At 44.2% G+C, this 26338-nt stretch carries 25 protein-coding genes and 1 pseudogene; 19 read left to right on the top strand and 7 right to left on the bottom strand.

Annotated features, from left to right (window positions below):
* The first annotated feature begins 58 nt into the window (after positions 1–58).
* The 10 genes and pseudogenes from tatC (at position 59) to HFD99_RS06915 (ending at position 8725) form a co-directional block, all read left to right on the top strand.
* Positions 59–826 (top strand): twin-arginine translocase subunit TatC, encoded by a 768-nt coding sequence (gene tatC, locus HFD99_RS06960; RefSeq protein WP_016821197.1) that lies wholly within the window; start codon positions 59–61, stop codon positions 824–826.
* A gap of 288 nt (positions 827–1114) precedes the next feature.
* Complete coding sequence (gene groES, locus HFD99_RS06955) at positions 1115–1396, top strand: co-chaperone GroES (RefSeq protein WP_007429271.1); 282 nt, start codon at positions 1115–1117, stop codon at positions 1394–1396.
* A gap of 73 nt (positions 1397–1469) precedes the next feature.
* On the top strand, positions 1470–3098 hold the full coding sequence (groL, locus tag HFD99_RS06950; RefSeq protein ID WP_016821196.1) for a chaperonin GroEL: 1629 nt from the start codon (positions 1470–1472) through the stop codon (positions 3096–3098).
* 211 nt (positions 3099–3309) lie between these two features.
* On the top strand, positions 3310–3933 hold the full coding sequence (locus HFD99_RS06945) for a LysE family translocator (RefSeq protein WP_123796897.1): 624 nt from the start codon (positions 3310–3312) through the stop codon (positions 3931–3933).
* 249 nt (positions 3934–4182) lie between these two features.
* Positions 4183–4944: a collagen-like protein gene (locus HFD99_RS06940; RefSeq protein ID WP_123796898.1), complete on the top strand. Its 762-nt coding sequence runs from the start codon at positions 4183–4185 to the stop codon at positions 4942–4944.
* 92 nt (positions 4945–5036) lie between these two features.
* Positions 5037–5279, top strand: coding sequence for a phage terminase small subunit-related protein (locus HFD99_RS25640; RefSeq protein ID WP_225164857.1), 243 nt, complete (start codon positions 5037–5039; stop codon positions 5277–5279).
* 107 nt (positions 5280–5386) lie between these two features.
* Positions 5387–6010 (top strand): LysE family translocator, encoded by a 624-nt coding sequence (locus HFD99_RS06930; RefSeq protein ID WP_025364287.1) that lies wholly within the window; start codon positions 5387–5389, stop codon positions 6008–6010.
* Between the two features lie 64 nt (positions 6011–6074).
* A pseudogene (locus tag HFD99_RS25915) lies at positions 6075–6149 on the top strand (phage terminase small subunit-related protein); the annotation flags it as partial.
* A gap of 268 nt (positions 6150–6417) precedes the next feature.
* Positions 6418–7299, top strand: coding sequence for an AraC family transcriptional regulator (locus tag HFD99_RS06920; RefSeq protein ID WP_123796899.1), 882 nt, complete (start codon positions 6418–6420; stop codon positions 7297–7299).
* 100 nt (positions 7300–7399) lie between these two features.
* Entirely contained in the window at positions 7400–8725 is a 1326-nt protein-coding gene (locus tag HFD99_RS06915) for a prolyl oligopeptidase family serine peptidase (protein WP_123796900.1), read from the top strand.
* 105 nt (positions 8726–8830) lie between these two features.
* Here HFD99_RS06915 and HFD99_RS06910 read toward each other — a convergent pair whose 3' ends face one another.
* On the bottom strand, positions 8831–9799 hold the full coding sequence (locus HFD99_RS06910) for a Gfo/Idh/MocA family protein (protein ID WP_167440840.1): 969 nt from the start codon (positions 9797–9799) through the stop codon (positions 8831–8833).
* Positions 9800–9815: 16 nt separating this feature from the next.
* Positions 9816–10517 carry a ribose 5-phosphate isomerase A gene (gene rpiA / locus HFD99_RS06905; protein ID WP_200879850.1) on the bottom strand — a complete coding sequence of 234 codons (702 nt, stop codon included), beginning with the start codon at positions 10515–10517 and terminating at the stop codon, positions 9816–9818.
* 125 nt (positions 10518–10642) lie between these two features.
* On the opposite strand from rpiA, the gene HFD99_RS06900 reads away from it, so the two are divergent.
* Positions 10643–11617, top strand: a complete 975-nt coding sequence (locus HFD99_RS06900) for a sugar-binding transcriptional regulator (protein ID WP_225164858.1) — start codon at positions 10643–10645, stop codon at positions 11615–11617.
* Between the two features lie 89 nt (positions 11618–11706).
* On the opposite strand, the gene HFD99_RS06895 is transcribed toward HFD99_RS06900, so the two are convergent.
* Positions 11707–12495: a polysaccharide deacetylase family protein gene (locus tag HFD99_RS06895; RefSeq protein WP_031463100.1), complete on the bottom strand. Its 789-nt coding sequence runs from the start codon at positions 12493–12495 to the stop codon at positions 11707–11709.
* 580 nt (positions 12496–13075) lie between these two features.
* Positions 13076–13249 carry a hypothetical protein gene (locus HFD99_RS06890; protein ID WP_017426507.1) on the bottom strand — a complete coding sequence of 58 codons (174 nt, stop codon included), beginning with the start codon at positions 13247–13249 and terminating at the stop codon, positions 13076–13078.
* Between the two features lie 92 nt (positions 13250–13341).
* Between HFD99_RS06890 and HFD99_RS06885 the strand changes: the two genes are divergently transcribed.
* Both HFD99_RS06885 and HFD99_RS06880 read left to right on the top strand, forming a co-directional pair.
* Complete coding sequence (locus HFD99_RS06885; protein ID WP_031463101.1) at positions 13342–14058, top strand: hypothetical protein; 717 nt, start codon at positions 13342–13344, stop codon at positions 14056–14058.
* Positions 14059–14664: 606 nt separating this feature from the next.
* Complete coding sequence (locus HFD99_RS06880; RefSeq protein WP_016821189.1) at positions 14665–15039, top strand: hypothetical protein; 375 nt, start codon at positions 14665–14667, stop codon at positions 15037–15039.
* Between the two features lie 117 nt (positions 15040–15156).
* Here HFD99_RS06880 and HFD99_RS06875 read toward each other — a convergent pair whose 3' ends face one another.
* Positions 15157–15477, bottom strand: coding sequence for a hypothetical protein (locus HFD99_RS06875; protein ID WP_016821188.1), 321 nt, complete (start codon positions 15475–15477; stop codon positions 15157–15159).
* Between the two features lie 193 nt (positions 15478–15670).
* Here HFD99_RS06875 and HFD99_RS06870 point away from each other — a divergent pair, with 193 nt between their 5' ends.
* The 6 genes from HFD99_RS06870 to HFD99_RS06845 all read left to right on the top strand — a co-directional run bounded on the left by HFD99_RS06870 (position 15671) and on the right by HFD99_RS06845 (position 22393).
* The gene (locus tag HFD99_RS06870) at positions 15671–16636 is read left to right on the top strand and encodes a carbohydrate ABC transporter permease (RefSeq protein WP_016821187.1); all 966 of its coding nucleotides are present in this window, start codon (positions 15671–15673) and stop codon (positions 16634–16636) included.
* Positions 16633–17454: a carbohydrate ABC transporter permease gene (locus HFD99_RS06865; RefSeq protein ID WP_016821186.1), complete on the top strand. Its 822-nt coding sequence runs from the start codon at positions 16633–16635 to the stop codon at positions 17452–17454. Before HFD99_RS06870 ends, HFD99_RS06865 begins: the two co-directional genes overlap by 4 nt.
* 117 nt (positions 17455–17571) lie before the next feature.
* Positions 17572–18939: an ABC transporter substrate-binding protein gene (locus HFD99_RS06860; protein ID WP_016821185.1), complete on the top strand. Its 1368-nt coding sequence runs from the start codon at positions 17572–17574 to the stop codon at positions 18937–18939.
* Positions 18940–19194: 255 nt separating this feature from the next.
* A complete protein-coding gene (locus tag HFD99_RS06855) occupies positions 19195–19779 on the top strand; it encodes a TetR/AcrR family transcriptional regulator (protein ID WP_016821184.1) in 585 nt (194 codons plus the stop codon).
* A 24-nt stretch (positions 19780–19803) separates the two neighbouring features.
* Positions 19804–21168: an HlyD family secretion protein gene (locus tag HFD99_RS06850; RefSeq protein ID WP_016821183.1), complete on the top strand. Its 1365-nt coding sequence runs from the start codon at positions 19804–19806 to the stop codon at positions 21166–21168.
* A gap of 1 nt (position 21169) precedes the next feature.
* Positions 21170–22393, top strand: coding sequence for an ABC transporter permease (locus HFD99_RS06845; RefSeq protein WP_016821182.1), 1224 nt, complete (start codon positions 21170–21172; stop codon positions 22391–22393).
* Between the two features lie 93 nt (positions 22394–22486).
* On the opposite strand, the gene HFD99_RS06840 is transcribed toward HFD99_RS06845, so the two are convergent.
* Both HFD99_RS06840 and HFD99_RS06835 read right to left on the bottom strand, forming a co-directional pair.
* Positions 22487–25081, bottom strand: a complete 2595-nt coding sequence (locus HFD99_RS06840) for a glycine betaine ABC transporter substrate-binding protein (protein ID WP_016821181.1) — start codon at positions 25079–25081, stop codon at positions 22487–22489.
* A complete protein-coding gene (locus HFD99_RS06835) occupies positions 25056–26279 on the bottom strand; it encodes a quaternary amine ABC transporter ATP-binding protein (protein WP_017426515.1) in 1224 nt (407 codons plus the stop codon). The genes HFD99_RS06840 and HFD99_RS06835 overlap by 26 nt, the downstream gene beginning before the upstream one ends.
* Positions 26280–26338 lie beyond the last annotated feature (59 nt).

Genomic DNA, 26338 nt, shown 5'->3' with positions numbered 1-26338 from the left:
GAAGGGCTTTATTTTTTAGGAGGCGCTGCTGCGTTCCGTTCAGAAAGGAGGAATAGGCTTGACCCCATCAGAGCATGAAATGCCGCTAATGGAACATCTGGGTGAGCTTCGTCGACGAATAATTTATGTGCTGATTGTATTTGTATTGGCGCTGGTTGGTGGATTGTTCGCGGCGGGTTCTGTCTATAACTGGCTTATTCGCTCCGGTTCGGCGCAAGCTTTTCAGTTAAATGCATTTTCCTTTTGGGACGGAATCGGTATCTACATGAAGATCGCCATGATCATTGGGATTGCAGTGGCGTTACCATTTGCATGCTACCAATTGTGGAAGTTTGTCAGCCCGGGATTAAGGCCGCAAGAACGGAGTGCAACCTTGCGATATGTGCCTTATGTGCTGCTTTTGTTCATTATTGGCGCAGCTTTTGCTTATTTCATTATTTTCCCGATGGCGATTCAGTTTACATCGTCCGTCACCAAAAGTATGGGATTGCAGGAAACGTACGGTATTGCGCAATATTTCACCTTTATGTTTAATATTGTGTTGCCTGTAGCGTTGCTGTTTGAACTCCCCCTGCTGATCATGTTTCTGACAGGGATTCGTGTATTAACCCCGATGAGGCTTCGCAAATGGCGGAAGATTTCTTATTTCCTGCTTGTTTTTGTCGCTGTTGTTATCACTCCGCCGGATTTTATATCCGATTTTTTGGTGGCGATTCCGTTGCTGGTGCTGTATGAAGCGAGTGTATACTTGTCATCAGTCGTGTACCGCAAGCAACTGCGTGCACAGGAGGAACGGGAGGCCCAATTGCGTGTAGCTGCGGAATAATAAGCAGGGCCTGAACGGCTCAATAACTAATTTCTCTAAAATTGATCAACATAGCTGTCTTAAAAATAACCATTAGCCTTGAGTTAACGGTTATTTTTAGGATAGGTGGATATAATCGTGAATGGCTGCCCATAAAAATTCCCATAAAAAATACATTAGGGACTTGAAATTCAATCTCAAGTTGAGTATCATAAAGTTGGTTGTTAGCACTGACGACTGTTGAGTGCTAATACATACAACATAACAACCAAATTACAGGATAAACACTTAATAAGGAGGCTATTTTTCATGATCAAACCTTTGGGTGAACGCGTATTGGTGGAAGCAATTGAGCAAGAAACAACGACTTCCTTCGGAATCGTACTTCCTGACTCTGCCAAGGAAAAGCCGCAAGAAGGCAAAATTATCGCGGTTGGCGCAGGCGCATTGAAAGACGGTGCCCGTATTCCTCTGGAAGTAAAAGAAGGCGACCGTGTCATTTTCTCCAAATACGCTGGAACGGAAATCAAATATGAAGGTAAAGAATATTTGATTATGAAAGAAAGCGATATTCACGCGATCATCGGTTAACCGGGACCCGGACAAGACCTAAATATAGGAATTGAAACAAATCATTCATAATCCATAGGGAGGTTTATCACAAATGGCTAAAGACATTAAATTCAGTGAAGACGCTCGTCGCTCCATGCTGCGCGGGGTAGATGCATTGGCTAACGCTGTTAAAGTAACACTCGGACCGAAAGGCCGTAACGTTGTACTGGAGAAAAAATTCGGTAGCCCGCTCATCACTAATGACGGTGTAACGATTGCAAAAGAAATCGAGCTGGAAGACGCGTTCGAAAACATGGGCGCTCAACTGGTTAAAGAAGTAGCAACCAAAACAAACGATGTAGCTGGTGACGGTACGACTACGGCTACTGTTTTGGCTCAAGCCCTCATCACTGAAGGTTTGAAAAACGTAACTGCTGGCGCAAGCCCAATCGGTATCCGTAAAGGGATCGACAAAGCGGTTAAAGCAGCAGTTGCTGAACTGCAAGCTATCTCCAAACCAATCGAAAGCAAACAATCCATTGCTCAAGTAGCTGGTATTTCCGCTGCTGATGATGAAGTAGGCGAACTGATCGCTGAAGCTATGGAAAAAGTGGGCAAAGACGGTGTCATCACTGTTGAAGAATCCCGCGGTTTTGCAACAGAACTGGAAGTAGTTGAAGGTATGCAGTTTGACCGTGGCTACATTTCTCCGTACATGATTACAGATACGGACAAAATGGAAGCTGTACTGGACAATCCATATATCTTGATTACTGACAAGAAAATCACAAACACACAAGAAATCCTGCCATTGCTTGAAAAAATCGTACAACAAGGCAAGCCACTCGTTCTGATCGCTGAAGACATCGAAGGCGAAGCGCTGGCTATGCTGGTTGTCAACAAGCTGCGTGGTACATTCAATGCTGTAGCTGTTAAAGCTCCTGGCTTTGGCGACCGTCGTAAAGCAATGCTGCAAGATATCGCTGCCCTGACAGGCGGCCAAGTAATCACAGAAGAACTCGGTCTGGACCTGAAAACAGCTTCTGTGGACCAATTGGGTACAGCACGTCAAGTGCGTATTACAAAGGAAAACACGATTGTGGTTGACGGTGCTGGAAACAAAGCCGACATCGACGCTCGTGTTAGCCAAATCCGTACGCAATTGGAAGAAACTACTTCCGAGTTCGACAAAGAGAAACTGCAAGAGCGTCTGGCTAAATTGTCCGGCGGCGTAGCAGTAATCAAAGTCGGTGCGGCTACTGAAACAGAATTGAAAGAACGCAAACTGCGCATCGAAGATGCTCTGAACGCAACCCGTGCTGCGGTTGAAGAAGGTATCGTATCCGGTGGTGGTGTAGCGCTCCTGAACGTATACAATGCAGTTGCTGCTGTTGAGCTGCAAGGCGACGAGCAAACAGGCGTCAACATCGTGTTGCGCGCTCTGGAAGCTCCAATCCGTACAATTGCTGCTAATGCAGGCGAAGAAGGCTCTGTTATCGTTGAGCGTCTGAAACGCGAAGAAGTAGGCGTTGGTTTCAACGCAGCTACTGGCGAGTGGGTAAACATGATTGACGCAGGTATCGTTGACCCTGCGAAAGTAACTCGTTATGCATTGCAAAACGCTGCTTCCGTAGCGGCTATGTTCCTGACTACTGAAGCAGTGATCGCTGACAAGCCAGAACCAGAAAAGGCTGCAATGCCTGACATGGGCGGCATGGGCGGAATGGGCGGCATGATGTAATAAGGGCCTCAAAACCCTGTAATCCCGCTATTTAAAGGGCTCCCGAGAGGGAGCCCTTTTCTATACCATTGCTACACCATGAGTGCTCATGTAGCTTACAGCAGAGTTTATGTAATTCAGCAGTTTACATTACATTCAATCATTTGCTCTAATAGCTTCTATACATATTGTGGTGTAGTATATATGCAAATTATCCAAAGGGGGAAGTTGTGTGGAGCTTCAAACTATATTAGCTTTTCTGGGAGCAGCAATTGTTCTCACCATTATGCCGGGTCCCGACAACGTGTTCACTCTGACACAGAGCATAGCAAAAGGTAGGAATGCAGGGATATTTACTACTTTAGGCCTTTGCACGGGATTGTTGGTTCATATTTTCGCAGCAACCTTCGGCCTCGCGGCAATAATTTATCAATCTTCCTTGGCATTTGCAGTAATCAAATACGCTGGAGCAGCTTATCTATTATTTTTGGCGTATAAGTCATTTAGAGCAAAAGATATGAGTTTTGAACTCAAGAGTGGTGATATCTTGAATTACAAATCATTGTATAAAAAAGGTGTCATCATGAATGTGTTGAATCCAAAGATATCACTCTTTTTCTTGGCTTTTCTTCCTCAGTTCGTAAACCAGGAAAGCGGTAATGTTTCTATTCAAATGCTAGTTCTTGGAGTGGTATTTTTAATACAAACTTTAGTGCTTTTTATTTTGATAAGTATTTTTGCTGGAAAAGTAGGCTCCTTTCTACGGAGAAATCCATCCTTTTCTAAAAAAATCAATTATATTCAAGGCTCGTTATTTACACTCATCGGCTTAAAAATCGCATTTACCCAAAAATAATAGAAGGTAGCACTTTTTAAACTAACCATTAAGGACTAGCTGTTGAGCTAGTCCTTTTTTTGTTGGAAAAGCATACAACACACGCCGAGAACAGGTGGGCGGTCACAGAGGTTTAAGATCATGACCAACGAGTTGGAGCATACGGACAGGCCTATGCCTATCTTTTCCTAGATGAAGTCAACAGCCCAATCTTTTTGGTTAATTGCACAATAAGCTAATTTGACTAGACTTTGGAGGTGACCATTAATTATGTTTAGACATTATTGTTGGCAAAAGAAAATGCATCGTAGAAAATTTAGAAGATGTTCAGTTAAAAAATTCAAAGTTTTGCCGAAGGTCATTGTTAAAGGAATTCAAGGGCCTCAAGGACCTCAAGGACCTCAAGGATCTCAAGGACCGCAGGGACCCCAGGGACTGCCAGGTCCACAGGGAGTTCCAGGTGCTCAAGGTCAGCAAGGGCTACAAGGTTTCCAAGGAATTCCTGGCCCTGCAGGGCCAGTAGGAGCAACGGGACCGGCAGGAGCAGTAGGACCAGCAGGACCGGCAGGAGCAATAGGGCCAGCAGGACCAGCAGGAGCAACGGGGCCAGCAGGGCCTGCAGGCGTCGGGATATCAGACTTCTTAAGTGTTTTCAGAGCAGATCCTGGTACGGGGACTGACACAGTTCCGGGTAACTCACCCATTACCTTTACTGGGGTTTTAGCGAATGTTGGTGGTGCATTTACTTTTACTCCTCCATCTCCAACGATAACGATTAACGAGACGGGGAGCTACTTCATCTCATTTTCTATCCACAACCAAGGTGATGCGGACTTCAATCTCACTGTTAACGGAACTCCTATAACACCCTTACCTTTTTCAGGCAATGGTGGGGGACCTACCGCAGCTGAAGTTATTATAACCGTTACAACAGTTCCAACTACAATACAACTGGTAAATGCCAATGCAACTCCTGCTCAGTTGCACAATAATATTAATACAACTATGACAATATTAAAGTTGACGCCTTAATATTGTTGCTTAGTAGTAGCTTATTCAGTAAAAGGTTTAAGGTTTATGTCTTTTATCCGGTCAGTTTGTCTAATTATTCAGAGACCTGAGATATGGAAATGCCTAGAGAGAGAATCCCTGAACGGGACAAAGCCAGACAGATGTGGTTGGAGAGCAGCGGGGCGATGCGACTTAAGGACATCGCCGCTGCTCTTTCTGTTCCTGAAAAGTCTGGTTCGCAAAGGGAAGTCTATGAACCGCTGGTAGGATACTTTGATTATTTTCTGTTTTTAAAAAAACATTATTTACAAAAAAACATTATTTACAAAAAAGTCTTATTTTCAGAAGATTCTTAAAATCGTACGAGTGGCGCATTAGCTTCAAAAGGATGAATGTTAGGTATTGAAATATAGCTGATAACGCGTTAGTATTGTGTATCTAAAATTTCATCTGGAGGCACATTATGAATGATATATTGGCATTTACGATACTGCTCATCTTTATTGTCATGTCACCAGGGATTGATTTTGCATTAATAACGAAAAGAACTCTCACTGATGGCAAGAAAGATGGTTTCAAAATTGCACTAGGTTTAACTAGCGGAGCTCTCGTTCATACATTGGCAGCCGCATTGGGGCTTTCTTTCATATTAATGAAGTCGGCTGTAGCATTTGAGGTAGTCAAATATGCAGGGGCAGTTTACTTGATATATATGGGACTGTCTTCCTTTATAAAAAAAGGAAAGAGTAACTTGGTTCAAGAGAAGCAAGAGAATTCTAGAAAATCAGCGTTTACCCAAGGATTGGTTTCCAATGCACTCAATCCGAAGGTTGCTATTTTTTTTCTCACGTTCTTACCGCAATTTGTTCTACCAGGCTATAATCCCAGTTTGCAGTTTTTACTGATGGGCTCTCTTTATGCTCTACTTTCGATTATATGGTTTACTACAATCGTATTATTGTTAAGTTACATAAGAAGATGGTTAATGTCACCCAAAGTTCAAAATATGATCGATAAGGTCACGGGACTCGTGCTGATTGGTTTTGGTTTAAATATGATCTTCAAAGTTCAAAAAACAGGATCATAAATAAAGGAACGGGCTATGGAAGCTCGTTCTTTTTTGTTAGGGGAGACGACCAGAAAGAGATACCGAGCGGCATAAGGCAAAACAGATGTGGCTGGAGAGCTACGGGCATATGAAGCTAAAGGACATCGCCGCTAGTTGAGGGTTAAACGCCTTAAGTGAAAGCGTTGACATAAATTTCAACCCTCTATATACTTAGCTTAGTTAATTGAAAATGAATAGCACTGGGATTGTTACTGTTACGCAGGCAAAACCTAAGGAACCAAATGCTAAGATCCAAGGATCTTATGTATTTTGTTATCTTAGGTTTTTTTGTTTATAGAGACAGGAAGGTTAAATATGGCGGTTTAGACAACCTGTCGAAGCCGTTTCTTCTATTATGATGTTCACATCTGAGAGGAGCGACAAACTTGGAATACAAATATGAGCTAGTTCAGGCAGACAATCATTTTCCATTAAAAATTATAGCTCATTCCTCCAATGAACCAGCATACATACCTAGGCATTGGCACGACAGCATCGAAATATCCTATGTACTCTTAGGAAAAATCGACAATATCTATATAGATGGCATGAATTATAGCTCCAGAGAAGGAGATATTGTGCTCATTAATTCGAATGCTATTCATTCCTTTTCTGTGGCTAAGGGCCAAGGTAGACAGGCTATAACCGTTCTGATTCCTTCAGGATTTATTCGAGAAAATATAAAGGATAGTAATCCCATTTTATTTGATTGTATATCCATTTTCGAAACCAACGAGCAGAGATTACAGCATTTTGAAGAGCTGCGTGATCTGTTAAACACATTATTTGTGGCTTACCTCAACCAGCACAATGACCCTTTAGTACATATTCACTTAACGTCCCTATCTTATAGATTGGTGTACCTTTTATTAATGCATTTTAAAATTGACGACGAATCGCTCCCTGGCTTTAGCACAAATAAATATTTGGAGCGGCTGACATTGATAACTGATTATATCAAAGAAAATTACGATCAGAGCCTATCCCTGGATTCCATCGCTCAGGTTTTTGGATTGTCTCCCGAATATTTGTCCCGTTTTTTTGTAAAGCATGTAGGGTTGACGCTCTTTCAATATATCAACGCCATCCGTCTGGAGAAATCTTTCCGTGTTCTTATGAGTACAGATCATTCTATTATACAAATTGCGCTGGAACACGGATTTCCGAACGAGAAGTCTTTTGCCAGGGTATTTAAAAAGGTTTATCACGTGACGCCTCATCAATATCGTAAAAAGCACAAGAGGCTTTCTGAAGCAAGGAGTCAGTAATTGACCTGAATTAGGCTAATAAAAGGCAGGATGCAAATAAAAAAATCGTTAAAATTAATAATGTAAGCGTTTTATTAATGGATCTAGGAGGTAAGACATCATGTTTAAACAGTTTAAAAAGGTTGCTAAAACATCTATGTTATTCACTTTAGCTGTCAGTACGACCTTTGCTTTCAGTTCCGGTGCATGGGCCAAGGATGCCAAGATACAGCCCACCTCATACCGGACGGTTGCGGAGGTGAAGGATTGGGGAGCAGCCATTACGAAGATCATTGTTAACCTGGGTAAGCCGGTACCCAAAGATGCGATAACAAACGATACATTTAAGGTACATGTGGAAAGAAGCGACAATAGGTTGGTAAATTCCTTTATTGAAAAAGGTAACAGGAAGGTCACCAAGGCCTATGTATCGGACAAAAGCGGCAACCCTGTAAAGAAAACCGGAAGCTACGTTGTGCTGGAAATGGAAATCGGTCCGTCCTTAACATTGGGTTCCGCTATTCATTATGATGCAGGTTCCGGGTTTAACGGATGGAATGATAACAAATATACGATCACGCAGCAAAAGGCTATTAAAACCCAATCAGGAACAATTTCCGGATTGAAGATTGATACTTCCTCAGGTGAAATCCGGAAGCTTGTTGATCAGTTTACAACTGGCAAAGCTACATTTGATGGGGTTACTTTAACTTACGCGAACTACGTACCAGCAAAAGACAAAGTGAAGAACCCTTTGGTGATCTGGCTGCATGGTATGGGAGAGGGAGGTACAGATCCGACGATTCCAATTTCGGGAAATAAGACAGCGAATTTTGCTTCTAAGGATATTCAATCTTATTTTGGCGGGGCTTATGTGCTGGCACCTCAGACCCCAACCTACTGGATGGATGGTTTTACAGGCTTTGGAGACGGAACCTCGAAGTACGAGCAAGCATTGATGTCCTTAATTAAGGAATACGTGGCCCAAAACAAAGACATTGATACAGATCGAATCTACATTGGCGGAGACTCCAACGGCGGATACATGACTATGCTGCTGATCCGTGATTATAAAGACTATTTTGCAGCAGCTGTGGTGGCGTGTGAAGCCTTGAAGGATAGCCTTATCACCGATGAACAAATTAATGACATGAAGGACCTGCCGATCTGGTTTGTCGCCGCCAAAACCGACACCGTAGTTCCACCCAACGATTACATGATTCCGACCTATAACCGTTTGGTGAATGCGGGAGCAAAGGATGTCCATATGTCGTTGTTTGATAATGTAGTGGATACTTCTGGTTTGTACAAGAAGAGCGACAAAACACTGTATGAATATAATGGCCACTGGTCCTGGATTTACGTATATAACAATGAAGTATCAAAGCTGATTAACGGAAAGAAAACAACAATGATGCAATGGCTGGCCTCCAAAACATTGAACTGAGAGGGCAGGTACAGCTTTGGAAAGCTGTTGAGGATAAGAACATGAGATTCTTGTATACCTCATATACAAGAATCTCATCCCCAGGCTACACAGTGGATAACCCTGTTATTCGAAGCTGTATTTAATTCCCCATTGCTCTCGTATCTGACTCATGATATCCATTACGTCGAGGGAGAGCGGTAGGGTATTCCGGTTACTTTTTCCGGAAATATGGCTCTCTATCTCTTCAATCTCATACTGCAGGGCTTTAGCACTATCTCCTATTTCAATCAGTTCTACAGTTCCGTCCAAATATTGAACAGTAGCGCTGGAGGCCCGAGGGAAATTATCCACGGTGATATATCCTAATTCCCCAGCCACTATGCCCCGCTTGGGCATTTTAGATCTCATCGCCAGAGAGATGACGGCCATTTCCTCTACATTGTTGTTCAGAATGATTCCAGATTGTTCATCGACACCTGTCTCAAAGCGTTTGACAGTCGATAGAATTTCTTGCGGCTGCTCCGAAAGAAAATAACGGGCAAATGATAGGGCATATGTTCCAATATCCAGCAGCGCCCCTCCCGCCAGATCCTTACTGAAAAAGCGGTTATTCACATCGTACTCTTTATGACTGCCGAAAGAGACTTGAATCATTTTCAAACGGCCGATGGCCCCGTCGTCCAGAAGCTGCCGTAGCTTTTTATAAAGTGGCATGTGGTAGATTGTCATCGCTTCAGCCACTACTAATTGTTTTTCTTCGGCAAGACGAGCAATCTCGCGTAACTGTGCGCTGTTTATCGTGATGGACTTTTCGCAGAGGACATGCTTTCCCATCGAAAGGCTGTCTATCACGTATTGGTAATGGTGGCTGTGCGGTGTGGCGATGTAGACCGCATCCAGCTCAGGGTCCTGCAGCATTTCGCTGTGTCCGCCGTAAGCCTTCAAGGCACCGTGTCGGCTGGCAAATTCCTCAGCTTTCTCTAGTGTGCGTGAGGATACTGCATACAGTGTTCCGCCAAGCTCATTTAGGGCGACTGCGAATTCTGCAGCGATCGATCCTGGTCCGATAATACCCCACTTCAAATGATCCATGGTTAAGCCCCCGTTCTTATTTTGGTGTGTCTATTTTTTGGGACATAAATCGGACTCCATGCTCGCTCCCAACGAGCACTCCTGTCACTTCCTCCGTGAACAATGATGTCTCGATTACTCCGCTAATCTTTTTTAGGCTGCTCTGAATCTTCTCGGTATCTATCCTTTCCCGAAAATAAACATCCATTAATAAATGCCCGTAATCGCTAATGGTATACCCATCTTTAGTTGGACTGCTGCGGACCATTCCGTTGCCGCCCAGGCTGGTAACCGATTTTTGGACATAAGATAGCGCATCCTCAAGAATCTCAAGTACGACAGGATGACTAAAGGTTAGCTCCTTTACCACCTTGCTCTCATCTACCAGTAATATGTAGTGCTCCGCCATCGTTGCGACCAGTTTCTCCCTGGTATGAATGCCGCCGCCGCTCTTCAGCGCCCGTAGCTGTTCATCGACCTCATCGCAGCCGTCAAAAGCAACGGAAATCTGCTCTACAGACCATAACGGAAGCAGCGGCAGACCATGCTGGATACAAAGGGCGGCTGTAGCACCGGAAGGGGTTATTACCTTAACGCGCCGACCAGATTCTTTAATCTGCCTGATTAAATAGGAGATGGTGCTTCCACCTCCCAGTCCAATGACTGTATCATCTCGGATATAAGTTAGAGCTTCTTTGGCACATTTGTTTTTTATCGTATCCGTGCTCAAAGTAATCATCTCCCCGTATTATTTGATTCTCTGCACATTTGTGCATTATAATAAAATATGTGCAAAATGATCGCCTACAGTATATCGACGGTTTTTTTATCTGTCAAATGCAATATGCGCAAAGGGAGGGCGAGATGATGAATTTGCAGGAAGACCGAAAACTTTTAATTAAGGTTGCCCAAATGTATTATGAGCAGGATATGACGCAGAGCGAAATTTCTAAAGTGCTGGGCATTTACCGGACGACTATCAGCCGGATGTTGAAGCGGGTACGAGAAGAGGGGATTGTGAGTATTACAATTAATTATGGGACAGCCGACCAGCTTCCACTGGAGCAGAAGCTATGCGAATGTTTTGGACTTCAGGAAGCTATTGTTGTTATGACCGATCCAGCTCAGCCAAGCCATCTTAAGCGTAAAGCCATAGGCCGGGCTTGCTCAGATTGGCTACAGCATAAGGTTCAGTCTAAGGATGTTATCGGTTTTTCTTGGGGAAGCAGTCTAGCAAGTGTAGTGGATGAATTCTCCACCGACAACCGCCCTTTTGTAACGTTCATTCCCATGGTCGGCGGGCCCTCAGGAAAACTAGAGAGCCGCTACCATGTGAACACTATTTGTTATCAAGCAGCGTTTAAGTGGAACGCCCGTTCATTAATGATTGATGCACCGGCGATTACAGAGCAGAGGGAAACCAGAGAGCAATTGATAAATTCCCCTTACTTCAAGACAATCTCTGATTATTGGGATAAGTTGGATATTGCGTTATTTGGCATTGGCTCAGCCAAATTGCAGGGGCGCGAGAAGTGGAGAGGATTTTATGGCGATGCATTTATTACAGAATTGGAAGATGGGCGGGCGGCCGGAGATATTTGCTCGCGTTTCTTTGACGAAAGCGGTACTTCGATCAAAACAAGTTTGGAAGATAGGACCCTTACCATTTCGCTGGAGCAAATCAAAAAGGCGAAGCTTTCTGTCGGTATAGCAGAATCATTAGAAAAGGTTCCAGGAATCCTGGGTGCATTGAATGGGGGTTACATGAATGTGCTCATCACAACGGAAGAAACAGCATTAAAACTGCTGGAACAAGCTACTGAAAACAAATCCCCATGACATGATATGAACGATTATTTGCGTACACATGATAACATGGGGCTAGTTTCTGATCCATCATCTTAGGTCACAAGTACAACATTGCTCTTTCACTTATTCACTTCAATCAGCCCATCCGGCTTTTCTCGATTAGAGAGTAATTCAGATACAGTGACGAAGGAATAACCTCTTTTCTTGAGCTCAGGGAGAATAATCTTCAAGGCATCAACGGTTTGTGTACTTTGATGTACATAATCGTGCATGAGGACAATATCACCGTTACGGGCATTGCGAAGCACCTTATCAGCGATACGGTGTACACCGGGCTTTCGCCAATCTAGGGTGTCCTGATGCCAGGACCATAAAATAATTTTCAGTCCCTTCTCTTTGGATAGCTTGACCAGTGTATCGTTATAGGAGCCGCCTGGTGGTCTAAATAGATGGGTCCCTGCTCCAGTTGCCTGAACGATGCTCGCCTGACCTTGATTCAATTCGGACAGAGCTTTATTGCGGGAAATATATTGAAAGGATGAATGAAGGAAGGTATGGTTGCCAACTTCATGTCCTTCCTCTCGTTCCCGTTTTACAAGGTGTGGCAGCTTTTCTACGCGGCTGCCGACGACAAAAAAGGTCGCTTTCGCATCATATTTCTGAAGTAAATCAAGAATGGCAGGCGTATTGCTTTCGTCCGGTCCGTCATCGAATGTGAGAGCGATAAGCTTACGATGGGTAGGAACTTCCCATACAATGTCGCCCCGTTCTTCGTAATAGGCTCTTCCCTTTGTAGGAGCGGGAGAGGCGTATGATGTGTCTTGTGCATTCGTATATGGAATGGGACAAGGACTAATACTCAGCAAAGAAACAGCGATTCCAGCGCATAGCAAACGGTTATATTTCATCAGGCTTCTTCTCCGTTCTGACGTATTCTCACATTAGCTTGCCAAGAAGAAGCGCATACCATTCCTCATTTTTTAAAATTATCTTCAGCATATTAGAACTCATGAAGAGAAGCATAGTATGGAAGATATAAGCCCCAGAACAGGTCTTAAGGGTAAATACGGTAAATTAATGAGACTAAGTTCAAGAGTGTAGCATAATGTAACAGGGGAACTTCTGCTTTTGCTCTCTCTGAATTAGTTCAAGACCTCTCATGAGTTAAAACTTGTGAGAGGTCTTGTTGGCGATTTTGTAATAAAAGGATTATTACATCCCTCAAGATTCTAAGTTAAACTTTTCAAGGTAGCTGAATAGCATCTAATATTAGTAACCCGTCTTGCATATTAATATTTTTTTTTAAGCTGTTCTCTTAATATTTCTAAATGCTTACTGAGCAGCTCTATTTTTCTTTGGAATAATTTATTTGTTTTTCTTATTTTAAAGAGGTAGATCAACGCACATGAACATATAAAAATATGAATAAAGCAGAACCAGTAGATTATGGTTACAGATATAGTCCAGGTCCCTATCAGAATCCTCTCCTTACTTCGATTTTATTAGGTGGGTTGTTTCTGCCAAAATCTCATCCAAACGATGCATTGCTTTGTTTTGTTTAAAAGTGCAAATAATAAAAATAAGAGCAAAAGAGAAGAGCAATAATTCACTTCCTAAAAATAAAAATATAGACATTTCATGAAGAAATAAATTGTCAAACATAAATTTTCCTCCAAATTTTAATAATATTTGACATATAAATCTATAATATGTTAATTTTCAATAGTATCATACCATATTATAGGAGGAAGAACATGAAAAAAGTTGTAGCGTCTGCAATATTGTCCGTCTCTCTTTTACTTTCAATGGCACCCGCTAGTTTTGCAAGTGAGGTTTCTTCAGTTACATTTTCAAATCAAGATTTCGAAAAATTATCTAGTCATTTAAATGATTTGGGTCTTTCGGAAAAAGTGCAACAAAGCCTAATAGAAAAGATTAAGGCAGGAGAACTCCCTGATTCTGACAACCCAGAGAAAAAAGATACTGGTATTACAAGTGAAGTAGAATCATCAGATGGTATGAAAATTCAAAAAACTACGTTTCCTGATGGCTCCGTAATTCAATCAACCATAGATCTTACAAACGCGAAAATAAAGGAAGAACATGTTATAACTCCAAATGATGTTTCAGGGGGATATGCCTCAGGAGGAACTGGTTATAGAACATTTACAAATGCAACAGTGAGAGAAGAAACTTCTTTTGTTAAAGCGAGATTTTTTGCTGATTATACATTAGTTCAAGGTGGCTACAGCTACATTTCGGACGCTTATGATCCTTATATTGATATAATTGGGGGGTACTCAAGTGGAGAAAATTTGGTAGTCGACCAACCTAAACAGACTGATTCAAGACCCGCTCGTGCAACCTTGACATTTACTTGGGTTAAAATAAATGGTTACTTTAGCTCTACATACAAATTATTTCTATATGTTCACAACAGTTCAGCTAGCTCACAATTACAAACATATTAATTTAATAATTTGTTAGTGTTTTACCTAAATATTTCATTTACAAGCGAGATAGATAAAAGGGCTTCCTCCAAGTTAAATAAACTTGGGAAGCCTTTCTATGAAATGATAAGCGAGTTTAATACAGGAAGCATGCGGAGGAGCAAGAGATTAGTTTTGCACTCGATCTTATACGATGCAGGCTTGGCACTGATCGATTCAGACAAAGCTTGTTTTTGCTCTCTCCATTCCGTCGTGTAAGAACAGGGTAATTATACCTAAATATATTAAATTTTACATACTATATCTCTTCATTGTATCATTCTTCCAGGCAGGAGGAAGTTAATACGGCCTGCTATTAATAGTAAGTGAGGTAAAGGCTAGCATATAAAAGACGCACATCGCCGAATTTTGCTCAATAACAGTGCTCGCTTGCTTGTTGATAACATCCTGTGCCCATGCTAAGTTGTACATATCCATCCTTGGTTTTAATGTGCAGTGGAGATCAGTCATTGTCCAGTTCTTATTCTGACGAAAAATGGAAGAGGTCGACGGGGCAAGCCGCAAAAGCTGATTTGAGGTCATGGAGCTGCGACTCGTTCCTGAACTTCGAACAGGAGATGAGACGGGATGAAAACAGATGAAAAAGAGCTACGAGCCATTAATCTGACGTTAGAAGCCGGCGAACACATCCGATCCTTTATTAGGTGTACGTATGATTTGCAGCAAAGCTCCGAGAAGATACCGCTCTGTGGAATGCTGGCAGTAACGTCCCAACGAATCATCTTTTATTCCTGCACTATGGGTATTCCTTGGATCAAATTCATTAATTATCACCATATTTCGCTGGCTAAGCTGGAAAAGGAATTGTCGGATACTAAGGAGAGCATCCTGCTGATCAATCAGGGGGTAAATGAGGTGTTCTGCCACCTGCCGAATGAAGAACGTATAGAGCGTTTTATAGCTGTACTAGAGCAGGAAGCAGGCATCTCCTGTGAGAACTAATGATTATAAGAACACAAATAAATAAAACCTCCAACTTCGTAATGTGCCAAGGGTAGGCTCCTTACGGATTTGGAGGTTTTTTTGTCTTTTAGTTAGACAGACTGCATGGATCGAGCGCTAGCTCAACAGGACTATAACCAACAAATTAAATAGCACCAGCGGCAGAATGACATTGTTGTAGGCATAGGAACGATCAGGGGTCGGGGTTCCTAAGGAGGATGAGTGATACTGCTGAGGCACTCTCAAATACAAATGATCCGCATCAATATGCGCAATCGTTCCTTCATATACCTGATGATCCATCGTTTGTACCCTAACCGTGTGGTTCATGTAGGGACTCAATTGATAATGCAAATGATCGTGGACTTTTTTGAGTTCTTGTTGGAATTCCGGTCTAGCTTGATATAAGGTTTGCGGACTGACGGTGTTGTACGACATTCGCCTCTGACCTCCATACTCATATAATGATATATCGTATGCAGGAGCCTGTGCCCTTGTGCAAATACCCAAGTAAGACAGGTTTTACAAAGAGTCAAAACATTAACATTTTACTCCAGTTCACTTGATGTTCCCTTTACATCAAAACGATACACTTACTGAGGTTGGTTTGAAAAGAAAGGGGCGTTCCGTTTTGGGTGAACTTAACAAATCTTTGGGACTGGGGACGAGGAGCCAGCAACGGACATCGTCTAAAGCTCGCATACGCACGGGTTCGCTAAAAATTCAAAGACTGCGCGAAAACGCGCTGGCGTATACCTTTTTGGCTCCATCGCTTATTTTGTTTGCTGTATTTATGTTTTATCCGATGATAAAGTCCGTTTATCTCAGCTTGCATTCTACAGATCCCGCAGGAAACGTTGCAGATTATGTGGGGTTAGATAACTTTGCTATGCTGTTCAGCTCAGGTCAGTTTCTACAGGGGATTAAGGTCACGCTGCTTTTTGCACTATTGACGGTACCTGTGGGTATTTTACTGGCGCTGGTACTCGCTGCCCTTACACACAGTAAATTACGTGGAATGCGTATCTTCCAGTTTGCCTTCTCGCTACCGATGGTGTTATCGGTGGGTTCATCTGCGGTCATTTGGAAATTCCTTTTCCATCCTACACTGGGGATGTTCAACTATGTGCTTTCCCTATTACATATCAATCCAGTTCCGTGGTTGACCAGCCCAGATTGGGCGTTGTTCTCCGTAGCCATAATGACCATCTGGATGAATCTTGGCTTCAATTACATTATCTTATCAAGCGGACTTCAAGGGATTCCAGATGACATGTACGAAAGTGCCAAAATGGACGGAGCCGGACCGTTGGTCACGTTCTGGCGTATCTCTATGCCGCTGCTATCACCGACGATCTTTTTTGTGACCGTAGTTTCCATCATTGGTGCCTTCCAGTCTTTCGCTCAAATTAATATCTTGACCAAAGGTGGTCCGGTGAACAGTACGAATGTATTTGTATATTCCATTTATCAGGAAGCTTTCGTTAATTTCCGGTTCGGAACAGGGAGTGCGCAGGCCATTGTCTTGTTTGCTGTCATTTTGCTGCTTACGATGATTCAGTTTAAGTGGGTGGAAAGAAAGGTGCATTACCAATGAAACAACACCTGAATTCAACATTATTGTATGTGCTGCTTACGATTGCAGCCGCTCTGATTTTGTACCCAGTTATTTATACATTTTTTATGGCGGTCATGTCACCGGAGGAAGCGAGCGCTTACCCACCAAGCTTTTTCCCGCATTCCTTTCATATGGCCAATTTTTCTGAAGTGTTTGAAATCGTTCCGATTGCAGCCTTTATCGGCAACACCTTTCTCATTTCGGGTCTGACAATGATCGGACAACTGATTACAGCCAGCTTGGCGGCCTATGCCTTTGCCAAAATGGAATTCAAGGGAAAAAACTTCATTTTTAGCATGTTTGTCGCGACGATGATGATCCCTTGGGAAGTTACTATTATTCCCAACTATCTGACGGTACGAAGCTGGAACTGGCTTGATACATATCAAGGGTTGACGGTTCCATTTCTGGCGACGGCGTTCGGAACGTTCCTGTTAAGACAATTTTTTCTCCAGCTTCCCAAGGAACTGTTCGAGGCTGCTCGTATGGATGGGTGCGGACATATCCGATATTTCCTGTTTCATGTGCTTCCGTTATCGCGCCCTGCGCTCGGAACACTGGCTGTGTATTCGTTCCTGAACATGTACAATTCATATCTCTGGCCTTTACTGGTCACAAATAGCGAGAATATGCGTACCGTACAGATCGGCATATCTATGCTGGAGTTTCAGGAATCGACTTCATGGAATCTGGTGTTTGCGGGTACGGCACTTGTCATTTTACCGTCTCTACTCCTGCTGATCTTTGGATTAAAACAGCTGGTGCGTGGAATGGCAGCGGGTGCGCTTAAAGGCTAATTATAGAAGCAAAAGACAGCAACACCTGCGCAAGCAGCCTATATACAAAGCTTTAACACACAAGAGTACAAACATTTCATTCAAGAATCATTTAATCAAAGGGAGAGAAGAGAGATTATGAGATTTTTTCGTTTGAAAAGTGCTTTGACCCTGCTTATTCTGACTGCTATGGTCGTTGCAGCAGGCTGTAGCAACAATACAGCGGCGGAGAAGCCGAGTAATGGTAATGATACAGGGGTAGCAGCAACTTCACCTGTAAAGCTGACTTGGTGGCATTCAATGTCCGGCAACGGTGAAAAAGCGATCAAGCAGATTGCTGCTGACTTTAACGCTAGTCATAAGGACATTCAGGTAGAGCCAGTATATCAAGGTAAATATGATGACAGCTTGAACAAGCTGAAAGCGTCGCTTGGTTCTAATAGCGGACCAGACATCATTCAAGTATACGAAATCGGCAGTAAATTCATGATCGACTCCAAAATGATCACGCCTGTACAACAATTTATTGATGCGGATAAGTTCGATTTGTCGCAGCTTGAACCGAATATTACACGATACTACACGATTGATGGCAAATTGAACGCCATGCCGTTCAATACGTCAAACCCGATTTTGTATTACAACAAGGATGCTTTCAAAGCCGCAGGACTTGACCCAGCTAATCCTCCGAAAACGTATGATGAATTCGAAAAAGCTGCCAAAGCCTTAAGTAAGGATGGTAAATCTGGTGCATCCATTGCCATTTACGGCTGGTTTATGGAGCAACTGTTTGCCAATCAGAACGCGGACTATGTGAATAATGGCAATGGACGCGAGCAAGCAGCTACGGAATCGTTGCTGAATTCGGATGCCGGTGTAAAAACGCTGACATGGTGGAAGAAAATGATCGATGAAAAGGTCGTATCCAATCTGGGACGTAACTCGGACGATACAGCGAAAGCCTTTTCCGCAGGACAAATTGCGATGACGCTGGATTCTACCGCTTCGCTGCGTAATATTGTGGAGCAGGTTGGCGATAAATTCGAAGTAGGCACAGGGTTTCTGCCAAGAGCCAATGAAGCAAAAGAAGGCGGCGTAGTTGTGGGCGGCGCGAGCTTATACATCATGAACAACAAACCTGAAGCCCAGCAAAAGGCAGCATGGGAGTTCATTAAATTCGTCGCTTCTCCAGCAGTACAGGCACAATGGAGTGTGAATACTGGGTACTTCCCGATCACGAAGGCGGCCTATGACGAGAAGGTTCTCAAAGATAACATGGTAAAATATCCGCAATTCCAGACAGCTGTTGACCAATTGCATGCATCGGCACAATCTACTGCTACACAAGGCGCAGTGATGGGCGTATTCCCAGAAGCGCGTCAGATCGTCGAAGGTGCGATTGAGGCTGTTCTGAGTGGCCAGCAACAGCCAAAACAGGCTCTGGATCAAGCTGCACAAGAAATTACAGGCAAAATCGCGCAATACAATCAAACGGTGAAGAAATAGTCGGCCCTCCCTTAAAATCGGCTGATAATTCGTAGATGTGCCTCCTTATTAGCCGATTTTATGAAATAACGGATCGAATGAGTGACCCCCTCACTTATTCGATCCGTTTTTGCATTTTTATTTTAGAATAATCGTTTAGACGAAGTGTCTAAAATGGTCATTTTTGCACATTTCCTATTGCTGGATAACTGAAAATGGGCTTATAATAAATACATAATTTTTGTACTGGACGGTCAGTTCAAAAAAGGAGGAAGCATGAAACAGCAAACGAAGGAAATTATTTTTAACGGCGCACTCAAGGCTTTTTCCGAACGAGGATTTAATGATACAAATATGGAGGAAATTGCCAAGGTGTGTGGCATAGCTAAAGGAACCCTGTACTACAATTTTAAAAACAAGCAAGAATTGTACATTTACATTTTGAAGATGGGAATGGAACGTTTTGTCCAGGATATCCATGAAGCGATGGCTCAAATTCCTATGGATCAGGTAGAAGTGAGGGTTCGCAAGCTGATCCAAGTACATATTGAGTTCATTGGAAGAGAGCCGGATTTTTGCCGTCTACTGGTCAGTAAGGGTTGGGTCTCGCAGGAACAGCATTTTAATATTAGGCAGGTGCTGGCAGACTATTTTGATTTTATGGAGGCAGAGATTGATTCCGGCAAGTTCTATGGAAAAATTTCGAGTAAGCTGGATGCAAAAACGACTGCAAATTGTTTATTCGGCATTTACATTTTTACTCCAATGCGGTCGATGGTATGGGGCGAAACGATGAATCTGCAGGAAGTTCGTGAAAGTACCGAAGTATTTGTATGTAACGCGCTGGGTATGCAACATTAAATAGACAAGTGGAGTGATGAGAACATGAAAGCCAAAAAATATGCGATTTACATCGTACTTATTATTTTAATCGCTGTAGGAATCTATGCTTTGACTGCTTTCCCACGAGGGAGCAGCAGCTTATCCGCAGATGAGTCTTCTTCTATCCCTACGGCTTATGTAGAATCCGATACGCTCAATGCCAGCTTTAAGATGGCGGGACGTATTGATCAGATGCTGGTGAATGAGGGCGACAAGGTAAAAAAAGGGCAGGTGATAGCCCATCTGGAAAGCCGTGAGCTGGAAGATAAGGTGAAGCAAGCACAGGCTGCTTTGCTGGCAGCCAAGAGCAATGTGTCCAAAGCGAAAGCCAGCGTATTGCAGGCTCAAGCAGGCGTAGGCCAGGCACAGGCTACCGTGAGCGCCGCTCAGGCCAAGAAGAGCCAAGGTACGACAGCGGTCAGTGTGACTGCTGAGGCTTCCTCCAGCCAGATAGAACAGGCCCAAGCGGCTGCGAACGCCGCCAAAGCGAAATTGGATGCCCTCAAGAGCGGGGCAAGACCGCAGGAGATTGAGCAATTGCAAGCATCTGTGAAGGTAGCGAAGGAAACGCTGGACCTGACTGTTAAAAATCTGGAGCGTGCCAAAAAGCTTCAAGAAGCCGGTGCAGCAACTCAGGCCTCACTGGATCAAGCGACATTGGAACATCAACAGGCAGTGGCCAAGTATAATGCTGAGTCGCAAAAATTGGATATGGCGCGGGAGGGAAGCCGTAAGGAGGAAATTACGGCGGCTGAAGCCCAATACCGTCAAGCCTTGGCTGCAGTGAAGGAAGCACAGGCAGGAGCGGGCAAAGTGGCTGTGCAACAGGAAGATGTCAAAGCTGCTCAGGCTTCGGTAGAGCAAGCGCAATCCGCTGTGAAGGCGGCGCAATCGACGGTAGAGCAGGCACAATCTGCGGTTGAAGGTGCCAATGCACAGGTAGCCCAGGCGGAAGCTGCACTTCAGGAGGCTCAGACCTATTTGGGCTATACTACGCTGCGTGCGCCTGAGGATGGGATCGTAAAATCCAAGTCGCTTAGCTTGGGTGAGATGGCTAGCGCAGGATTTCCTGTCTATACTATTGAAACATCCACACAGCGTTGGGCTAAATTCTATGTACCGGAAACGTCTCTGAACGGTCTTCAAGCAGGGGATACAGTTCAAGTTAAATTACTGTCAGGCGGTAAGGAGCTGAAGGGCAAAGTCATTCTGTTAGAATCGGCTGCGGACTTTGCCATTCAAAAACCGAGCCAAAGCTCAGGTGATAAGGATGTCCGTTCCTTTGGTGTGAAGGTAGCATTACCGGATCTTGCGGCTTCCGTTCCAACAGGCTCCACGGTTCTGTTTACAGGCAAAGGGGCGCAGTAATATGCAGGGTTCACAGGAAAGACTTCGTATCCGCGATGTGTTTCGCGAGGAATGGCTGAGTATCTTCCGGGACCGCCGCTTTATGGCTATTCTGCTGATTACGCCAATTGTGTATACGATACTGTTCGGCTTCCTGTATTCGCATCAGCGGATTACCGAGATGCCTGTTACGGTGTATGACGGAGATAATTCGCAGCTTAGTCGCCAAATCATTCAGGCGTTCGACGCGACTGATTCATTTGCCGTTACACGGCAAGTGACCAATCAGGATGATGTAGTCCGCCAGGTAGAGACTGGGGAAGCCAAGGTCGGAATTGTCATTCCAGATAACTTTACCACTCGGCTTAAGCATGGGGAAAATCCACCTGTGCTTACGCTGATTGACGGCAGTAATATGATGTATTCCAATAGTGCCAGTCGGATTGCCAATCAGGTCATTAGTAGCGTGAGTGCCGGAGTATCACTCAATTCCATGAAGCAAAAGGGAATGAACGCCGATCAGGCCGCTTCGACGCTGACTACCATCCCGTTCCGATCCAGAGTGCTATTTAACCCGGTATATGATTATAAGCTTTTCATGCCGTTGGGGGTTATTTCTGCGGCTCTCCAGCAGTGTTTGCTGCTAGGTATTGCGTTGTCTTGCACGCGTGATAAGGAAGCTGGGACTTGGGGAAGATTTGGCGCATGGAAAAACACCCCTTGGCGCTTGGCTATTGCCAAGCTAGCACCCTATTATGCGGCGGGAGCTTTTAATGTGCTGACTGTATTCAGTATTAGCGCTTTATGCTTCGATATTCCGTTTAGGGGACAGGTACTGCCATTGATTTTGGTTTCGCTGGTCTTTAACTTTGCTTTGTGTGGATTAGGGTTCCTGTTCAGTCTCTTTTCCAAGACCAGAGTGGATGCAACACAAACTCTGATGCTCATTGCTGTTCCTTCCTTTATGCTGTCAGGTTATACGTGGCCATTAGAAGCAATGCCCGGCTTCTTGCGAGGGCTTGCTGAAATATTGCCGCTGACGTATTATTTGGACGCAGTACGGAACATTACGCTCAAGGGTCTGGATATCACATACATCTTTAAGGATTTGATTGCTCTGGGCGTCATTGGTTGTGTGAGTCTGCTGGTGGCCTTCGTGATCTATCCGTTATTCTTTAGACAACATCAGACGACAGCACAGCATGCCGATGTGCCCGCTCAAGAAGGGTTCACAATCAAAGGCTGAGAGCAATTTTAAATTTGGATATCAAAAAGGCAGATCGGGAGTAGTCCTGATCTGCCTTCTACTTATTAGTAGCAATTAAAATTGGAAGAAGTATTATTGCGTTTTGAGATCCTCAATAGAATCAATGGGTACATAGGATGGAACGACAAGTCCGGACATAACGCCAGTCATGCTGGTTCCGATGTCATCTACTTTATCCTTGTATTGAGCCCAATAATCAGCATGCGTCAATGGAAGCCAGGCGGCTGCGGTAGCATCTACACTTCCGCCAGCCACGCCTGTCCACATTGGGCCGATTTCCACTTGCAGCGCGGTTACTTTATAGCCCAATTTTTGTTCTAATACATATTTCAATACGTTCGTACTGGCAATTTCCGAATCCCAAGCAGCGTAGCTCAGCTTCAGAGGATCGCCGTTGACGGGCTGCAAACCCTTGATCCATTCCTGTACTTTATCAGGATGCTTATCAGCCCAGTTCTTGGCAGCCTGCTGTGGGGGAGTACCATCTTGAATTGCGATCATCACTTCACCCATATCTTCAGCAGTCCACTTGAAACGGCTTAGAAATTCATAAGCCACAGGAGCATCCTGTTTCAACCCTTTGCGGGCAATGGTATGAATTTCTTCTTTATCACCATAAGCCTTTTTAGGATCTTTTAAGTATTTCAAATCATACTTGTTAAACATCCAGTGAGGAGTCCAACCGGTTACAACGATAGGCTGCTTGGCTTTGATAGCTTTATCCAGTGTAGCGGTCATTGCAGCTCCAGAGCTTTCAAGCAGTTTCCAGTCGGACAATCCATAGTCACTGATAGCTTTAGAAGTCAGCTTCATCAGTCCGGCACCAGGGTCGGTACCGACAATGCGGTAGCCGACCTCCTTGCCAAAGTCCCCAGTAGCGGCGGAGGCTGGAGCCGCTTCGGCTCCGTTCCCCTGCAATTCAGTAATTGATTTAACATTCATGTAAGCTGGAACGACCAACCCGGTTTTAACACCAGTCATATTTGCACCTAGGTCGTCGAGTTTATCTTTGTATTTAGCCCAGTAATCCGCATGCGTTAACGGCAGCCATGCAGCCGGTGAGGCATCTACATCGCCACTAGCGACACCCGTCCACATAGGACCTGCTTCAACTTGCAGTGCGGTTACTTTGTAACCCAGATTATTTTCCATAATATATTTCAGCAAATTCGTACTCGCAATTTCCGAATCCCAAGCTACATAGCTTAGCTTAAAGGTGTCGCCATTGACAGGTTGCAGTCCTTGAGTCCATTCCTGAACCTTGTCGGCATGTTTCCCTGCCCAATCCTTGGCAGCTTGCTCTGGACTGGTCCCTTCTTGGATAGCAACCATCATTTCACCCATATCTTCAGCTGTCCATTTGAAACGTTTTAGAAACTCATAAGCAGTAGGAGCGTCCTGCTGCAAACCTTTACGGGCAATCGTATGAATACCCTCAGCTTCACCATAAGACTTTTTAGGGTCTTCCAAATATTTGAGATCATACTTGTTGAACATCCAGTGAGGAGTCCAACCGGTAATAATGATCGGTTTTTTCGCTTTGATGGCTTTGTCCAATGTGGCCGTCATGGCTGCACCGGAACCCTCGACTAGCTTCCAATCAGACAAATTGTAGTCTTGAATTGCTTTAGCCGTCGACTTCATAATGCCTGCCCCGGCATCAATACCAATAATTTTATAATCAACCTCTGCGCCAATCGGATTGGCAGCAGCACTACCTTTACCAGCAGCGGAATGATCTGTTCCAACAAAATATTGAGATGCGCCAGCGATCAGAATAACCGCTGTAACTGCAGAGGTGATCCATACTTTTTGCTTGCTGGATACACGACTTTTGCTTTTTTTTGTCGGTTTGAACAGATTTTGTGTAAAGCGGTCAAGTACAATAGCCAGAACGACCACAGCCAAGCCGGCTTCAAAGCCTTTACCAATTTGCAGCTGGGTCACAGCACGATACACAACTGCACCGATACCTTCCGCACCGATCATGGAAGCAATAACAACCATGGACAGTGACAGCATAATCGTCTGATTAATACCAGCCATTAAGGTAGGCAATGCCAGTGGCAGCTGTACTTTAAACAGCTTTTGCGCCGATGTTGAACCAAAAGCATCAGAAGCTTCAATCAGTTCATCCGATACTTGCATAATCCCCAGATTGGTCATGCGAATGGTTGGGGGAATCGCAAAGATTACAGAGGCGATAACACCTGGTACAACACCCAAGCTGAAAAAGGTAACCGCCGGGAGCAAGTACACGAACGCAGGCATCGTCTGCATAAAATCAAGTAAAGGCGTGATAATGCGTGATGCTGATTTACTGTATGCACACCAGATTCCGATCGGAATCCCGATAACAATGGATACAAGCGCAGACGTGATGACCAGTCCGAGCGTGTTCATCGTTTCACTCCAATAGCCGAGATTATCAATCAGCAGGAAGCCGATGACAGTGAACAGTGTAAGCTGCACCCGCCCGATCATAAAGGCGATAATCCCGATGATCACGATGAACACCAGAGGGTGCGGAAGCATGAACAAGCCAGAGAAAAAGCCTACTACCGCTTCAATTACCGAAGAAATAACATTAAACAATCCAGCCAGATGAATACCCATCCAGTCTACAATGGATTGAATCCACTCAGCGATTGGCAGTTTCGGTATCATGGGCATTCACCTCCTTTGTAGTAGGTACATCTCCACTTAGTGCACCCAGTAAAGCTCCACGGACGATAACGCCCAGCAATTTCTGCTTGTCATCGACGACAGCCAGTGGCACCTTGGACGAGCTTGTAATTTCAAACAAATCATTAATAACAGTTTCAGCAGGAACCTGCGGTCCGTCCGTGATCAAAATATCTTCAATCTTCAAATTGTTGCGCAGTGCATGGACAGCATCCTCGGCATTAATAACACCCAGTAGCTTTTTGGTGCGGTCAATGACGAATAGATTGGAAATCCCACGCTCCCGCATCAATTCCAGAGCTACACGCGGACCGCGGTCCATTGTGATGGTTTCTGGACGAAGCATGACATGAGCAGCCGTCAATACTTTGGACAGATCCACATCCTCGACAAAGCGGGCTACATAAGAGTTAGCTGGTTGGATCATAATTTCTTCCGGTGTACCAATTTGTACGACCACTCCATCCCGCATCAATGCAATCCGGTCACCAATCCGCAGCGCTTCATCCAGATCATGGGTGATAAAGACAATCGTTTTCTTCATTTTATCTTGAAGCTCCAGCAGCTCATCTTGCATGTCACGGCGAATGAGAGGGTCCAATGCGCTGAATGCTTCATCCATCAGGAGAACTTCAGGGTCATTTGCCAGTGCACGTGCCAGGCCGACACGCTGCTGCATACCGCCACTCAGCTCATCGGGCATTTTATCGCCCCAGTTTTTAAGACCAACCAGTTCCAGCGCTGTTTGTGCCTTTTCCTGGCGTTGTGCTTTATCTACCTTTTGAATTTCAAGACCGTATTCTACATTTTCCAATACAGTTCGATGTGGGAACAGGGCGAACTTTTGAAAAACCATGCTGATGGTTTTACGACGAACCTCGCGGAGTTGTTCTTTGTTCATCTTACGGAGATCTTTGCCGTGGACCAGAATTTCACCGGAGGTAGGCTCAATCAAGCGATTTAGCATTCGCACCAAAGTGGACTTGCCGCTACCTGATAACCCCATAATTACGAAAATTTCACCTTGCTTAATTTGCATGTTGGCCTTGTTAACACCAACAGTAATCTGTTTTTCTTTGGCCAGCTTTTCTTTGCCCCAGCCTTGCTCCAGGAGCGGAACACCTTGCTCTGCGTGAGGACCAAAGAGTTTGCTGACATTTTTGACTTCCAAAATCGTCATACATACACCTCTTCTTTCTATACTTTGCTTGGTATTAACCCCATGTTGCATGATGGATT

Source organism: Paenibacillus sp. EKM301P (assembly GCF_011800295.1).
Lineage (GTDB): Bacteria > Bacillota > Bacilli > Paenibacillales > Paenibacillaceae > Paenibacillus > Paenibacillus polymyxa.
The sequence above is the reverse complement of the archived record's forward strand: the minus strand, read 5'-3'. Positions and strand labels throughout refer to the sequence as shown.